Below are 16,278 nucleotides of genomic sequence, written 5' to 3'. Positions count from 1 at the left end.
TGAGCCACCCATCTCTCAACGGGCGGCTCACCTAACACAAACAAAAACAAACTATCTAAACAAAGAAGAAAAATTGGCTCTTTTGGATGGCAGCTACCTCACCTTCCGGGCGATTGCCCTATATGGATAATTCTGTTCTGGTGGCCCGGTCTCATTCAGGTTATACCATTGCCTCAGGGACCGGCCTTTCAGGGCCTCGTGATCGTTATCATGGTAAGATTCATCCGCTACGCCATCGCTGTCAGCATCCGGCAGGCAGGCTGTGAAATCGTAGGTAACACCGTCTAGTAAAATAGTTCCTGCGATACTTTTAAACCAGATATAGCGTACTCCGCCAGCGGGTACGGTGTAGTCAAAAGTAAGTGAGGTGCTTATGAGTGCCAGATCGTTATAAAGTACTTTTTCACCCTTATACCTGAAGTTATCCGGGGAGGCCGCGATCTGCATCCTGTCCCCGACACTTACTATGAGGTGTATTTTGATGATTTCTCCTGCGGGAATGTGTTTTCTAAGGTCATACACAGCCACGTCATCTTCCCTAAATCTGGCTTGACCGGGATTAAAAAGGAGGTTGTAGTCGGGACTTCCCAAAGCCTCTGAGGGATGGTCGACTCCAGTATATCTTGTAAGCGTTACCAGGCTCCCGGCATACCGGGCTTCTACCATATTACTTCCGCAGGATTGACTCCGGGCATTAAATGGAATTAAAAGGAGGGACAGGCCTAATGCGGGTAAAAATGGTTTCATAAATAGCTGATTATGGGTTGAAAATTGAAATTTACTGCCTGTAATACGTGTATGAGTTGGAATGATCAGGTTATGATTTTCACTTTGATTTAGGCCTAATGTCAGGTTAATATTTGTATTATGTGTTTAAAAAATAGAATTAAAGTCACGGTGTGTCATTCAACCATCTGAAGCCTGTTGAATTTCATTTTAAGGTGAGGTTCCCGGGATGGCAGGAGGCGAATAGGGTGGAAGAAAATAAGGAAAAGGAATAGGGGAAGGGTGGGGAATGAGTGTACTAGCCTACTTTTTAATTAATAATTTTACTTTTTTAGTATAAATGTTACATGTGTTTAATGACATTAATTACGCTGATTGATTATTTTTATTAAACTTAAAATTGCGTTAAAAATACTATAAAATCATTTAATTTCCATTTTCAGATGATGGTAATCGATTAAAAAAAATAATAATATGAAATAAAACTGTCTCTGACTAATTTGGGCTGTGACCAGTTGGTTTTTGCTATGTGAGATTTTCCTCTTAGCCTGGTTCAGTCAGGTGGGGGGATTTTCCTCTGAAGGATTTTTTTCAGATAACGAGATCCAGTATCAGCGCTCCCGCCAGGCCGGTGACTGATACAATTGTTTCCATTATGGACCAGGAAAGGATTGTGTCTTTGATACTGAGGTTAAAATACTCTTTGTACATCCAGAACCCTGAGTCGTTCACATGGGAGAAGAGGAGGCTGCCAGCCCCTACGGCGAGTACCATGAGGTTAGGATCTGCCTCTATGCTACCCATCATGGGGGCAATGATGCCGGCAGCGGTAAGCCCGGCTACGGTAGCAGAACCAATGGCCACGCGAATGATACCCGCGATGGTCCATCCGAGTATTAGGGGGTGAACAGACCAGCCTTGTAGCCCTGCCACTAATTCTGCACTGACGCCACTTTCTATAAATACTTGCTTTAGTGCTCCGGCACCGCCTACAATCAAAAGTATGGGGGCAATATCTTTAATGGCTTCGGTATAGAAAGCCATTGTTTGGGTAATTGAAAAGCCGTTCCTAAGGCCTATGGCTATGGTGGCATAGGCAAGTGATATGATCATGACCACTGAGGGTTCACCTAGGAATGTGAGGACGAGGCCTGCTTTGCCACCGGGGGGCCAGTTTAATTGTATGATGGCCACTGTGGCAAGCAGCACTACTGGTAACAGGGCGGATAAGAAGCTGTTAAATGCCCCGGGGAGGCGGTCATCCGGTAGTGTTTCGGGCTGAAAGGTGTCCAGTGGGCGGGCATTTATGCGCTTCAGGCTTTTGGCAAATAAAGGCCCGGCCAGAATGATGGCTGGCAGGGCCAGGCAGAAACCGTAGATGAGGGTGAGGCCCATATCTGCCTCTAACTGGCCTACGAGTGCGGTAGGGGATGGGTGAGGGGGAAGGAAGCCATGGGTTACTGAAAGGGCTGCCAGCATGGGTATGCCTATGAAAACGGCATTTAGCCGGTATTGGTAGGCGACACCGAATATGAGGGGCACGAGCAGGACAAAGCCGACATTGTAAAAGAGGGGGATGCCTACAACAAAGCCAGTGACCATCAGGGCCCATTGAATATTCTTTTGCCCGAATAGGTTCATGAGCACCCGGGTAATCTGCTGGGCAGCGCCTGTCTCCGCCACCAGTTTGCCGAGCATGGCGCCGAGGACAATGATAATAACGAGCCCGCCCAACATACTACCGATACCTCGTTCGACGGAGCCTACAATGCTTCCGGCAGGAATACCTAACATTAATCCTGTGACAACAGAAACGACCAAAAAAGCCAGGAAGGGGTTGAGTTTGGCTTTGGTGATGAGGAGGATCAGCAGCAGGATACAAAACAGTATGATCAGGACATTCATCTGCAATAGGGTTTGGGTAACTTAAATATAGGATAATTACGGTATGCCAATACTTCCTTGCCGTCTGATGTGCTCACAGTCAGGTATTTTTCAATTGAAATTCTTCATTAAATTGCCTGTCCTGATCTAAACTCTTCATTTTATCCGTATGAAAAATCTTCTATTATCTATTTGTCTGCTGTTTTCATGCACTTATTTAGCGGCTCAGTCCCGGGGGGTGCTCATTCGTGATGTGGAGGTGGTGGATGTGGAGAAAGGGACGTCTAAAACCGCTTCTGTGCTACTGAAAGATGACAGAATAAGCGTGATAAGCCAAAGGATAAGGGTGCCGGATGGGACGGAAGTGATAGAGGGGAAGGGGAAATGGCTGATACCGGGAATGGTGGATACGCACATACACTTTTTCCAGTCCGGAGGGGTATATACGCGGCCTGATGCCCTTGATCTGCGTGTGCATAGACGCTACGAAGATGAAACAGAGTGGATAGGGGGAGAAGCGGATGACTTGCTAAAACGCTACCTGAGGGCGGGTGTAACGACTGTATTTGATGTAGGTGGCCCTATGTCTAATTATGACCTGCGGGACAGATACGGTGACCAGGCCGAATACCCTAATATCTATCTTACAGGGCCGCTGATCTCACCTTACCAGCCGCCAGCCCTGGCGGGGGATGATGCGCCGATCATAGAGGTTGATGATGCGAAAGGGGCAAGGTCGGAAGTGCGGAGGCAACTGCCTCGCCAGCCGGACTTTATTAAAATATGGTACCTGGACGGTAAGTCTATGCCTGCAGACTCTTCTTATGCCATGGTAAAAGCGGCTATAGATGAGAGCCACGGCCATGGGCTGAAGGTGGCGGTACACGCCACTCAGTTACATACTGCTAAGCTGGCGATAAAGGCGGGGGCGGATTTTCTGGTTCATAGCGTGGATAATGAAGCGGTGGACGATGAGTTTATTAGGCTGCTGCAGGCGAATGACATTACGTATATTCCTACGCTGGTAGTGCACGGAAATTATATTAAAACTTATACTGAAACACAGACTTTCTCTCGGGAAGACTTTGCCCTGGCTAACCCGTATGCGCTGGGCTCATACTATGAGCTGAAGTCGCTATCGCATCCGCTGCTGGATACGTTGCGCAAAACGGATGCTTTCAAAGATCTTCTGCTAAGCCAGAGTCATACGGCTGACAGCCTCCGGGCGTATAATCTGCAGAAGGTGTCTGATGCGGGTGTACGTATTGCTACGGGTACGGATGCGGGTAATATCGGTACCCACCACGCGGCTTCTTACTATGATGAGCTACAAGCGATGAAGGCGGCGGGGATGAGGGATGCGGCGATACTTAAGGCGTCAACGTACGATGCTGTGGGTACGCTGGATCTGGAAGACGAGCTGGGGTCGATAGAGAAAGGGAAGAGGGCTGATCTGGTGGTATTGAATGCGAATCCGCTGGAGGATATTATGGCAGTAAAGGAGGTGGCTTATGTGATCAAGAATGGCCGGGTATATGTGCCTGATAGCCTGATAGGGCATACGCCGGAGGACCTGGCCCAGGAGCAGCTTAATGCGTATAACGCGGGGGACATCGATGCTTTTCTGGCTCCGTATAGTGATAGTGTGGAGATCTATATGTTTCCTGATCAACTGGTAAGTAAGGGCAAAGAGGTGATGCGGCAACGCTACGGGCAGATGTTTGAGCAACTGCCGGAACTGCACTGTAAGCTGACGGACCGGGTGGTGCTGGGCAATACGGTGATAGATAAAGAATATGTGACGGGGGTCCCAAATGGCCCTGTTGAGGCTATTGCCATTTACAAAATTGAAAACGGCCGGATTGCCAGGGTGTATTTTGTGAGGCCGTGACCTTTTGTATACTCCTTAGCGTCACGGGTGTCCCTGATCTGCAGTGATTATACTCTTTTATAAAGTGGCTTTCCGGTTATTGATGTTTACGGCGGCGCCTTTGCCATTGATAATGCTGCGCACTTCTGATTCTTCCATGCCATTGAGCCAGAAGGTGATAATGTGGTGGAAGTCGTCCTCAATGTGAGGGGGACACTCGATGGCCTGGTCTACAATAACGTGGGCATCGTAAAAGACATTGTAGATGCCCACTCCGTAGGCCTGGTGGGTCTGTACGCTGTCTGCCACCTTATAGGCTGCATAGCCATGGATGCCGTTATGTCCCCAGCTCTCTATGGTGGGGGGATCGTAGGGCATTTCGCATTGAAAGAAATAGACTTTGCCGCCTTCACCGCTCCAGAGGGTCTGGTACTGCTGGAAATGCTCACAGAACAGGCCGTAGGCTATCACGTCGTCTCCATTCACGACGAGCCCGTTATCAGAGCGGTTTATGTCCCAGCCCACGCCCTCGCCATGGTCTGCCCGCCAGAGCCAGGTGTGGTCTATGATCACGTCACTGCTGTTAATGACCAGGCACTTTTCGGCTGCTCCGGCAAAGGGGCCGCCTACCCGCACGAATACATCGAACAGGAAAGTGGGGTTATGCATATGGCTGGTGTCAGCTCCCTCCTCGCCAATGCGGATCAAAAGGGGTGAGGGCTTAGGCCCTGCGTCTACCAGCAGCCCGGCTATTGTGACTCCGTCCACATCGGCCACCTCCAGGGCGCTGTTGCCATTGGTGGCTACGAGGTTTGCAAGGCCAATGCCCAGTACGATGGTGCCGGGGCTATCTATCCGGATGGGCTCATCCACTTCATAGATGCCGGGGGTGAGGAGCAGGTGTTTGCCCTGCTGCAGGGCTTTATTTATCGTGCGGGCATTATCCTTTTCCGGCTGTGCCACATGGAAGGCATCCATGGTGATGGTGCTGTCCTGTTGGTCCCAACTGGTGCCTGTGGCATTGTCTCTGAGGCGGGGCAGCCTGACGAGGTATGTACCATTTTCAAATACGAGGTAGGGCTTTTCTCTGATGCGGTCAGTGGTGGCTATGGTGGTGACGGGAGACTCGGGCCAGTTTTCGGCGGGTGCTTCCGGCACTCCCTGGAAGAACACATTCCAGTTGCCACCGGTCCAGTTCTTCATGTGGCTGTTGCGTGTATACCACTGTTGCCCGCCCCCGGCATCAATGGTGCCCTCTACTTTGGAGTCGGCGATGAAGCCTCCGCTGGCATAGTGTCCGTCGTGTATCCTGAGGTTGCCTTTCACATGTACGCGGCGCATGGGGGCGGCCTGGGATACTCCCCAGGTGTTGGTGTTGTCGCTACCTGTGGGCTGGATGGTGAGGTTTTCGACCGCCCGCCAGAAGTTGATAAGTACATTGCCTGATTCGCGAAAGGAGTTAGACCTGACGGCGCCTTCAATAACTACGTCGCGGGGAGAGGTGCCCAGCCCTATTATGTGCATAAAGTAGCCTACCTGTATATCGAGCTGGTACCGCCCGGGCTTGAACATGAGGGCATAGCGCAGGTCGCTGAAGTGGCCCTCGCGGGTGCTCAACGGCTTGAATATGGAATCCAGGGTGTGTTGTATGGTGGCCATCTGCATGGTGGTATCAAACACGAGTACATTTTCACCGAATGCAGCAGGGTCAAATGAGGTTGACTCAACGGGTGGGGCAGGGGAGGTGTTGGCTGTCTCTGTGCAGGCTGCAAAGGCCAGCAGGCATACGAGTATAAGGGGGAAGAATGCAGGCTTCATAAGTGGTATGGTTTGACCCTTTAAACTAATCATTTTTTTAAAGGGTACTTGCCTCTTGATAAGCTTGTTGTAATGAATTTATGCGAAAAGTACAAATTAAGGAGTGTCTTAGGTATTATAAAGCGTAGCGGGGGCTACTTATAGGAAGCCTATAGGAGAGGTACAGGATAGGCGAAGTAGTAGCGAACGAGATACGGAGCAGAGACGAAGCAGTTCGGGGGTTTTGGAGGTGCCTCGTGACGATTGACGGATGGACCTGTACTGGTAAAAGTACAAATTTACGAAATATCACCCGGATGACTTCTGTTTTTTTTATTGGAATCGGGATTAAAGTCAATAATTCTGCCGGTGGGGTACCGGGCGAGGCTAAAAAGGTACCGGAACTTATGAAAGGGTGTGAAAAATTGATACTTGTTGCGCATAATGTGGAAAGCGCGAATCATAATTGAGCGGGAAGGAGAAACTATTCTTATCCGTGCGGGATAGCTATTAGGGATGATCTATAAGGTAGGGAATGCTTATGCCTATGATAAATCTGATATGATCTGATCCAGGATATTACCATAGGGATATGGCAATCAATCGGGCACTTGAATGAGAATAGGATAGACCAGGCACTGTTTTAACATGCCGGGCGTACGGTGTTATTACCGGATTATATTAAGTTTGGGTGCAAAATAGTGAGGGAATTAGCGGTTGATAAACAGGAAGGTATGAAGTCAATAGCTTTTAGGTTTATATCAGGCTTAGTATTTAAATGATTATGCAGTTTATACTCTTTGTGTGGTGTTTGTACGGAAGTGTCTTTCAGAGCGAACCGGGGTTGGTTGACATAGGTGAGTATGAGCTGGCCTATGAAATGAAAGGGGAGGGGGAACATACAATACTGCTGGAAGGTGGCGCCCGTGGGGGATTAGCGGACTGGAATCCGGTTTTTGAGGAGCTGTCGGAGTCGTACCGGGTGATCCGCTACGCGAGGGTAGGTAATGGGAAGTCCACGCAAATTAAACGGCACTTTACCTCTCAGGACTATGCGGACCATGCGAACCTGCTTCTGGAAAGGCTTCACATTAGCGAGCCGGTGGTGATAGTGGCCCATTCGTACGGAGGGAGTGTTGGACGTGATTTTGCGGCCACTTATTCGGAGAGGGTAAAAGGTCTTTTGTTTTTAGACCCCTCATCTGAGCATGATGTGGATGTGATGCGTGCCATTGATCTTAAAAGGGCAAATGAAGAGATCGCCCGAATCAAACTGGCTGACATGGCTAATGGCATGTCGAATAACTACCTGGACTTTTGGAGTAAACGTCCCTTGCCGGACTACCCGCAAATCCCTGACATACCGGTCACTGTGATTGCTTCGGTGCGGAGGCATGAACATGCGGGCAACCTGTTTTTCTCAGATAGGGGGAGGGAGCTTTGGGGCAAGCACTGGGAAGAGTGGGCAGGGGCCTTTCCGCAGGGACGTGCCGTGCTGACGGATCAAAGCGGTCATTTTATACAGGCAGACCAGCCTGAGTTGGTGATTACTGAACTGCGGCAGTTGATTGATAAGCTGTGATAGGGGTAGGGTATGTAGCCTCAGCATAAAGGAGTTTTACCGGCTGGTTAGGCCTATTCATTAGAAGACTTTATGAAGAGACTCTTACTGTATTTGTATGTTATTACTGCCTGTATATGCTGCACGCCCCGGGGTGGTATAAGCGATGAACTATTTGACCCTGAAGAATGGAAAGCATGGGAGGAACCGACCCATACGGCTAATTCCCGCAGGCACATGGTACCTGGCCTGTTTGCAGCGTATGAGCTAACTGGGATGAGTCGCAAAGAGGTTGTCAAATTACTAGGGGAACCGAACTTCAAAGTCCACGGAGTTCACAGATATTACCTTAGTTATCGTGGTGAAGAGGTATCCGGTAGTTTGGTAATTCGATATGAGGATGGAAGGGTAAGTGGTTTTGCTATTTGGTGATGACCTGACTTATTTCTAACCCGATTATAGGGCCAGACCCCAGGGAAGGGATTAAGCAGCCACCAGTGTTTGTACCTGTAATATGCTTTAAAGCCTTTTTTAAGCGGGTTTAGTGTGGGGATGATGGGTTAGGTTTTAGCGATTCCCAACAGCATCTCTCACCGATGGGGGCCCCGTCATACGACGGGGACTGGTGCTATTTGAGGATGGACAATGGACACTAATTATTTATCGAAAGAACCTCTATTCTCGCTTTTAGCTGTCTCACTTCTGCCTCCATAAGCAGTAGTTTGTAGCCTGGGGGTATGCGGATGGCTTTTTTGCGGAGCAGGGCCAGGTGGCTGGCGGCCTCGTGTTGTGTTTTACGGGCTGTAGCCAGCAGGGCGGGGGGAGCATTATTCTGTTGGAGGTGACTGGTAATCTCCTGTGCTTCACTGAGTATTTGCAGGGCATTGGTCTCTGCCAGGTCATGCATATAGCGCTGGGCCTGTAGCTTTTGCAGGGCTTTTTCTTTCAGGTAGAGGGTGGCCTTCAGCTTGTTACGCAGCTCGCTTTGGCGAAAGCGGGCGACCTGCAGGTCTGCGGGTTTAAACCTGATGGCGGGGCGGTTGGCCGGGGTGGTTTTGTTTGATTCCTGCTGCCGGGTATGGTGTGCTGCCCTTTGGGTGAGCAGGTGCATGGAGAGGCCGGTCAGGCGCGCAAGGCCCATCATGGTACCTCTGTGGGGGCAATGCCTGCCGCTTTCTATCTTACTTATGGTGCTTTGGTGTACGAGAAGGCGCTCGGCCATCTCCCTCTGGTTCAGGCCCATGCTCTGTCGGGCGTATTTGAAAAGGCTGGGATAGTGTATCGCTTTCATGTTCGGTCTTTAAGGTTCGGTTAAAGGAGATGAAGGCAATGTCGCATGAGTAAGGGAAATTTTAAAACTATATGCATGTTTTGTGAATGGCTCTTGTGCCTTAACACCTCTCTTGTGAAGTGTGCTATATATTGCTGAAGTAAATTCCCCCAGTCAGGTAAGTAATCCGCTCATATTGTCGTGCATTAGTGTACCGGTGTCTCCTATTTGCGTACTGGTTTTATTGTGCAATAATATCCGGTGACAGTACCATGGGAGCTATGATGAAAGGGAGGCCGTTTTTACGGCTGTGGGTGAAGGTATGGGTGTGTATGCTCTGCCTGCTGGGGGTATTTGGGCAAGCCGCTGCCCAGTCTGCCGTGCAGGCCAGCCTGCAAATCTTTCCGCCCAACAGCGTCTACCTGAGCCACTACGGCCAGCCCGGCAGCCTGCAGGTGCAGCTCCTGCTGCGCGACCTTAGTGAGCCCAGCTACCCGGTGCAGCTCCGCTGGAGCATCGAAGGCCCCGGCATACGGCTCAGCACCCGACAGGGCTACCAGGGCAATGTCATCACCCTGCAGGGCGGCATGCCCCGCCTGCTCTCCGCCCCCGAGCTGGCTGGTGGCCTCTCTGCCGACGCATTAGACTTCAGCGGCTACGACCGCAGTCGCTTCCTCCAAAGTGGCGGCCAGCTCCCGGAAGGCTTCTACCGCTTCACGGTACAGGCCTACGACTTCCGCCGGCCCGATGTCCCCCTTTCTGCTCCTGCTACTGCCACCGCCTGGCTCGTCCTGGCCGATCCGCCCCTGCTCAACCTGCCCGCCTGCAATAGCCAGGTCACCTGGCAGCCTGGCCAGCCTTTGCTCTTCCAGTGGACCCCTATGCACCGGGGCAGCGGTCTTAGCGGCATCGCCTACGAATTCACCCTGGTAGAAGTGCGCGGGGGCCTGCAGCCCGAAGAAGCGATGCGCAGCCTGCCTCCTCTCTACCAGACCGTCACCCGCCAGACCAGCCTCACCTACGGCCTCGAGCTACCGCCCCTGCAGGAAGGCCTTACCTACGCCTGGCGCGTGCGTGCGCAACTGGATGATCGAACTGTCTCCCCTCTAAATAGCTCTTCCAGCGATCTATTTAAAAACCAGGGCTACAGCCGGGTCTGCGCCTTCGTGCCCGGCACCCCCGTGGCCGACCTGCCTCCCCTCGGCGACCTTACTGCCGAGGCCCTCAGCCACGTCCACGCCAAATTCTCCTTTGCCGGCTACCACAGAGACAACCGCCGTAGCCAGGCCACCACCTACCGGCTGCAGTACCGCCCCACCCACCAGCCCGACTGGCCCTGGCGCAGCGTTGATATCACCGACACCGTCTACATCGCCCGGGAGCTTGCTCCCGACACCCCCTACGAAGTAAAGGCCGGCGTGGTGCGTAACGGTATCGCCAGCCAATGGAGCCAGGTAACCCCCTTTACCACCCAGGCCCCACCTGAGCAGGCCTGCTATGATGATGAAGGCCCCCTGCCTGAGATCACCAACCGGGAACCCCTGCCCAATGCCCTGGTTGGTGACCAGATCGCCGTGGGCAAGTTCACCATGCGCCTGCAGGAAGTTCGCGGGGGCGACGGTGTGTTCAGCGGAAGAGGCACCATCTACGTCCCCTGGATGGGCCTCACCCTTCCCGTACAGTTCGACCGTATCACAATCAACACCGACTACCGGATGACCGACGGGCTCGTCCATGCCCTCAGCAAGCCCCTAGATGAGTGGCGGGAAGGCATAGAAGAGTTCTGGGAAGACCGCCAGCAACTGGCCGATACCACCATCACCGTCTCCGGCTACCTTGAAGCCGTCACCATCAAGAAACAGGAAGGCCAGGAGGACACAGAGGAAGAAATTACAGAAGGCCCCCGCACCTACGTTGTCACCCTCGCCAGCGGTGAGACCATTGAGATCCAACAGCCCGCCGACCAGAGTGTGGCCGTGACTGACAGCCAGGGCCGCACCATCGTGATCGATGAGGAAGGCCGCATAGGCCCCATCATCGAGCCCGAAGCCCAGGCTACCGCCCTGGCCGAAGGAGAAAGCATCAGCCAGCCCGTCTACTTCACCGCCTACGAAGGCCAGCGCTACGGCTTCGACACCCAATTGCATGAGGCCTACTCCGCACACTATGAAAGCCTGCCCGTAACCAACGGAAGTGAAGGAACAGACACCTACCCCATCGCCTGGAAAGCCTTAGCCACCGGTCAGACCGACAGGGTCACCCTACAGGGTGATACCACCGGCCTGAAGCTGCTCACCCAATCTGGTCAGCACGTACCCATCCTCGAAAAGACCGATGATGAGCACTATACCCTGCTGCTCACCGGCCAGGGCGATAAAGAAGAAAGCTACCTGCAGGCCATATGGCGCAGCGTAGAAGATAGCACTGACGTACTCAGCGGCCAGCTCAATACGGTAAGCTACGCTCCCGAGCACCTCACCCTGAAGGTAGTGCCCGTCAACGGCGCCGGCTACATGAAGGCCGGCCGTGGGAAAGACATCCTCAAGGCCCTGAAAGCCACCTACGGCCCCGCCGTAGTCAACTGGACCGTCATTTACGAGAAAGCCTTTACCGCCGACTACGACACCGACGGAGACGGCGCCCTGGACGACGGGAGTACCGGCATGCTCTCCAACTACACCCCTGAGATGAAGAAGCTCATCAGGAGCTATGAGCAGGCACATAAGACAGCAGAGGGCACCTACTACCTCTTCCTGGTCCACACCCCCAAAAGTGCCATAGACGAAGACGGAACGGACAACGCTAAAGCCGGCTTTATGCCCTACAAGCGGCAGTTCGGTTTTATCTTCACTTCCCGTATCGGTAACTCCGACCACTTCGACAAGACCATCGCCCACGAGCTCGGCCACGGCGCCTTCCGCCTCCCGCACACCTTCGTGGAGGCTCCCGCCCTGGAGGAGTGGGCCACCGACAACCTGATGGACTACACCTTTTTCGGCACCCAGCTGCACAAACACCAGTGGGACCTCATCCACAACCCCCGGCCCGTATGGGGCCTGCTCACCGGGGATGAGGAGGTTTCTGCCTTTGGTGAAGGACCGGGAGGCATCTGCCTGGGAGACGAAGAAGCCATCCGGACACTCAATAGCCGGTATACCCATTTCTACCTGCCCGACGGCCGCATACTCGATACCCGGGGCAGCCTGCAGGTATCAGGCTTCTTCCCTTATAGCGCTGATGAACCCCAAGCCACCAGAGGCACCGTGTTTGCCCTAAGGCCGGAAGCGTACGACTACACCCACGTCTACACCTCAACCGAAGAAAAGAACACCACCTATGGTTTTGGCCTGAAAATCACCCCCACAGGCCTGAGTACCATAAAAGCCGAAAACCTCACCCTGCCGGAAAGCTCAGATAAAGCCGTCAGAGTAAGGATCAATAAAGAAGGCCGTGCCATAGACGTGCTGGACCAGGCCGGCAGCCTTGTAGAAACCATTCCCTTTACCCGGGACTGCGCCTGCAACGAAGTCACCCCCTCTGAAGCGCAAACCTTTGCCTTCGATGACCATACCAGCCACTACGTAGACAAAGCCCGCGATTTAGGGAAACCCGTAACCGGCGCTATCCACCACACTAGCGAAATCATCCATGCCCTTTTAGCCAGTGTCAATGCGCAAAAGCCCACCCATGCAAAAGATGAGGCCTTCCTGGGACACATCCTCGCCGATAAGCTCCTCACCTACGAAGCATTTAATGAGGGCCGTAAGTTCTATGTCGCCCCGGTTGAGGTAAATACCCTGTCTTTGAGCCAGGCCTCATGGGACCAGGTAGCCCGGACCGTCTTTGAGGAAGCCTCCCTCACCGCCGATGACATACTGATCACCGTCCCCTATGTCCGGTGTAGTGGGATCGGCAACGACCTGGGCGAGTACTTCTTCATGCCCGGCCTCGCCTACGGCGACAATATCCGGATTGACCACAGCCAGCTGAAGAAAGGGCAATACAAAAACACCCAGCGGGTGGCCAGCTTCCAGGCCGGCATCATCAGCCCGGTGGAAGACTTTGTCGTCGATGTATTCCGCCACACCGCCAAGAAGATGCTCCTGTACAAGGCCATCTACAATGCCTCCAATACAGTAGAATGCATTGAGATACGTAAAGACGATGTCTCCGGCCAGGCCTTTAACAAAACCATCCGCCTCTACTACCAGAGCTCCGTAGACGACCTGGCGCAGTTATTAGAAGAGCAGAAAGCCGAAGTAGAAAAGGCCGAAGATGACCTGAACCGCTTTCTATCCAACCCCCAGTTACCCGCCAGCCGTAAGCGGGAAGCGGCCCTGGCCACAGAAAGACGGCTGCGGGTACTGAAGGTCACCCATGCAGAAGCCAGGCTTGCCTTTATCCGGGCCCATTCACAACGTAATACCCTCACTCCCTACCAGTCAGCCTATTTTGACCTGAAAATAAGGGAACAGCACCTCGATCAGCCCTTTGAGCACCCCAATATAGAGGGGCTTGAGCTAGCTCACACCTTCGGCCTGGCCTATATCTACAGCGATGCGTTCAATGACCTGCGGGAGAGGCTGGCCTATAGCGATGAAGATCTCAGTACCATAGACTGGGAAGATGCCTGGGCTTTCACCGACAAGACCGACTATATACTGAAGCAGTACGACCAAACCGTCTATAACTCCATAGACGGAGCTTCAGTAGCGCTGGGATGCTTCGGACTTGACTTTATCGCTGATGGAGTAGGGCTGGGCTATTCCCTGTTCAGAGGTGATGTAGTCCAGGCAGGCGGCTACTCCGTCGGTGTACTGGTCATTGGTCCCGAGGGCGTGGTCATTGCCAAGGCCTCGGTATCCGCCCTGGTGGTTCTCATCACCAAAAACGGACTCGAAGAAGGCGGGGAACAACTGGGCAGGAGAGCTCTGCTCAAGCTGGGCCAGAAGTATGCAGACGAAGGCGTGATCAGCCGTGAAGCCTTCGCAGAACTGCAGAGTCTTGAAGAAAGAGAACTGGCCGCCGCCCTCAAGGCAGCGCTCAGTGGCAGAAGGTTTCCCGGTGAGTTACCCTTCCTGAGCCAGCTCCATGAGGAGGCACTAAGCACCGTAAGCCGATGGGACGAAGCTGTCTACCTGAAGCTTGAAGACGACCTGGCCAGTAACCCGGCATTTGCTGAGAAATTTTTCGATCTTGCGAATACCGATCCGGGGGTGGTTGAGGCGTGGAAGTTATTGCATGATGCTGGTAGAACAGCCCTGAAAGTTGATCCAGATGTATTAACTAAACTCAATAAAGTATTACAAAATACTAAATTAGATGATTTTCTTCCTGTAATCACAGCGAAACGAAATATTACTAATAAAGAAGAATTGGTTGAGCAAATCGTCAAGCTTCATGGTGAAAGCGCGAGTATTGTAGGGAAGAGAATGTCTGGAATGGGTGACTTAATGGACGAGCTTGACCATTTTCTTGTCAACTTCTCTGATAAGCCAGGGGCAAAGGAGTTTATAAAAGAACTGAGTGAGAGTGGTGGCAAAATGGCTGGAGGGTCATTTGTCTTGAAAACATTAAAGTATAACGCTGATGAATTGGGTACAATAGTGAAGTTTGAATCTACCATACCCAGCCAAGTAGATGATATTGGAGATATTATAGTAGACGTAATTACCGATAAGGGCGTTTTTAAAAATGTATTTAATGAATTTAAGAACTGGCGATCTATACCAGCCAATAGATTTAGTTCTTTTTCAAAACAGTTTTCAGGGTATTTGACAAATAAAAATATAGGTGAGTTTGCTTATTTTTTCAAAAAAGGTGTTGATGGAAACGGATTTAATAATCTGTCTGAACTGAAAACCCAAGTTATAAATGCATTTTCATCTACACCAGGTAGAACGGAGCTTTCAAAGTTGAATCTTGAAAAATTAAAAGGCATAACTGATAATCCTTTATTGGACGATTTGGACAAAGTAGATGGTTTGATTGATTATTTAGATGATCTAGATAATTTTGAACAGATTTTTAAACTGGTAGATTGAGGTAGCTATGAATCTAATTAAAGAATTTTCAGGGGTTTTGAAGTTTAGTCTAGAGTCAAATTTATGGCTATTCCTTTTACAGGAAGAGAATGGAGTACGTGCAATAAGAAAATTGTCTTCTACTGATTTTAGTGAACTTTGGAGTCATGCAAACGACTATTATTCATACCAAATATTAGGAGATAAAATTTACTTAACGACAACAGGGAAAGAGCAACGGACTGAGGTTTTGAACTTAGGTAATGGAAATGCCTTGTCAGAGCACTTTGAAGCTACTTTCCACTTTGATGGATACTTTAAAACAAGGGATGAATTTTTATGTATTGCAACTTTAGATAAAAAAAAGGTATATGTTCTTTTCGATGTGAAAAGCGAGAAGATATTAGATGTATTTACTCCTCCATTGGGTATAAATAACGTTTATAAACTCGCAGGTAGAGATAACTATTTATCCGTTAAAAAAGGACAAATTAATTTATATAAGGCATTTGAGTCAGATCCAGTTTGGGAATTTTATATTGATAGGCACTTAGGAGTCCCTGTAAAAGTTGGTCATAAACAGATAGATAATACAGATAATACCATAATTGTCAAAATTGACGATTTAAGTAGGAATGAGCGCTATTTAGTAGGCTTGGATTTGCAGACTGGTAAGGTAAAATGGCGTCATCAGGGCTATAGCAATTTTGAGCTACATAACGGTAAGCTTTACAATATTGAGTTTTATGGTCAATACAGAGTGCTAAATGCTGAATCTGGAGAGATTGAGCAAGAAGCAGATTTACAGAAAGAGTTCGAGAGGGTTGATATTAATTGTGAACACCGATTTAATGTATCAAACAGCCATATCTATTTTAAGCACGCCATTAAAGGAAAGTTTGGGGTGTTAAATACAAAAACTTTAAAGATAGAGGAAGTACAGCAGTTGCCGGAAGGTAACACAATGAGTACTGAAGAATATCCTATCCCCGTCGATAATAGGCTGTATGTTCGCAGTGCCCCTCAGAATAATTTATTTGTTTACGAGAGATAGTAAGAATGACTGTGAGGAGACAGAAGAGAAACAGGATAAGATGTACAAACTGTTTAGCGACAATGTTCCTCATCCTAAAGAGGCTAATTTATT

9 protein-coding genes are annotated in these 16,278 nt (G+C 50.6%); 5 read left to right on the top strand and 4 right to left on the bottom strand.

What is annotated here, in order from left to right:
- Positions 1–93 precede the first annotated feature (93 nt).
- Both AB9P05_RS21695 and AB9P05_RS21690 read right to left on the bottom strand, forming a co-directional pair.
- Complete coding sequence (locus tag AB9P05_RS21695) at positions 94–747, bottom strand: hypothetical protein (RefSeq protein ID WP_371910935.1); 654 nt, start codon at positions 745–747, stop codon at positions 94–96.
- A gap of 570 nt (positions 748–1,317) precedes the next feature.
- The gene (locus AB9P05_RS21690) at positions 1,318–2,631 is read right to left on the bottom strand and encodes a gluconate:H+ symporter (protein WP_371910934.1); all 1,314 of its coding nucleotides are present in this window, start codon (positions 2,629–2,631) and stop codon (positions 1,318–1,320) included.
- A gap of 148 nt (positions 2,632–2,779) precedes the next feature.
- On the opposite strand from AB9P05_RS21690, the gene AB9P05_RS21685 reads away from it, so the two are divergent.
- Positions 2,780–4,501, top strand: a complete 1,722-nt coding sequence (locus AB9P05_RS21685) for an amidohydrolase family protein (protein WP_371910933.1) — start codon at positions 2,780–2,782, stop codon at positions 4,499–4,501.
- 57 nt (positions 4,502–4,558) lie between these two features.
- Here AB9P05_RS21685 and AB9P05_RS21680 read toward each other — a convergent pair whose 3' ends face one another.
- A complete protein-coding gene (locus AB9P05_RS21680; RefSeq protein ID WP_371910932.1) occupies positions 4,559–6,298 on the bottom strand; it encodes an adenylyl cyclase in 1,740 nt (579 codons plus the stop codon).
- 763 nt (positions 6,299–7,061) lie between these two features.
- Between AB9P05_RS21680 and AB9P05_RS21675 the strand changes: the two genes are divergently transcribed.
- Positions 7,062–7,859, top strand: coding sequence for an alpha/beta fold hydrolase (locus AB9P05_RS21675; protein ID WP_371910931.1), 798 nt, complete (start codon positions 7,062–7,064; stop codon positions 7,857–7,859).
- Positions 7,860–7,931: 72 nt separating this feature from the next.
- The gene (locus tag AB9P05_RS21670) at positions 7,932–8,270 is read left to right on the top strand and encodes a hypothetical protein (RefSeq protein ID WP_371910930.1); all 339 of its coding nucleotides are present in this window, start codon (positions 7,932–7,934) and stop codon (positions 8,268–8,270) included.
- A gap of 220 nt (positions 8,271–8,490) precedes the next feature.
- On the opposite strand, the gene AB9P05_RS21665 is transcribed toward AB9P05_RS21670, so the two are convergent.
- Positions 8,491–9,129, bottom strand: coding sequence for a helix-turn-helix domain-containing protein (locus tag AB9P05_RS21665; RefSeq protein ID WP_371910929.1), 639 nt, complete (start codon positions 9,127–9,129; stop codon positions 8,491–8,493).
- 260 nt (positions 9,130–9,389) lie between these two features.
- Between AB9P05_RS21665 and AB9P05_RS21660 the strand changes: the two genes are divergently transcribed.
- Both AB9P05_RS21660 and AB9P05_RS21655 read left to right on the top strand, forming a co-directional pair.
- Complete coding sequence (locus AB9P05_RS21660; protein WP_371910928.1) at positions 9,390–15,152, top strand: fibronectin type III domain-containing protein; 5,763 nt, start codon at positions 9,390–9,392, stop codon at positions 15,150–15,152.
- Between the two features lie 7 nt (positions 15,153–15,159).
- The gene (locus tag AB9P05_RS21655; RefSeq protein ID WP_371910927.1) at positions 15,160–16,185 is read left to right on the top strand and encodes a hypothetical protein; all 1,026 of its coding nucleotides are present in this window, start codon (positions 15,160–15,162) and stop codon (positions 16,183–16,185) included.
- The last annotated feature ends 93 nt before the right edge of the window (positions 16,186–16,278 follow it).

The sequence above is a fragment of the Roseivirga sp. BDSF3-8 genome, from assembly GCF_041449215.1.
Taxonomy (GTDB): domain Bacteria; phylum Bacteroidota; class Bacteroidia; order Cytophagales; family Cyclobacteriaceae; genus JBGNFV01.
This window is presented reverse-complemented; position numbering and strand designations above follow the sequence as displayed.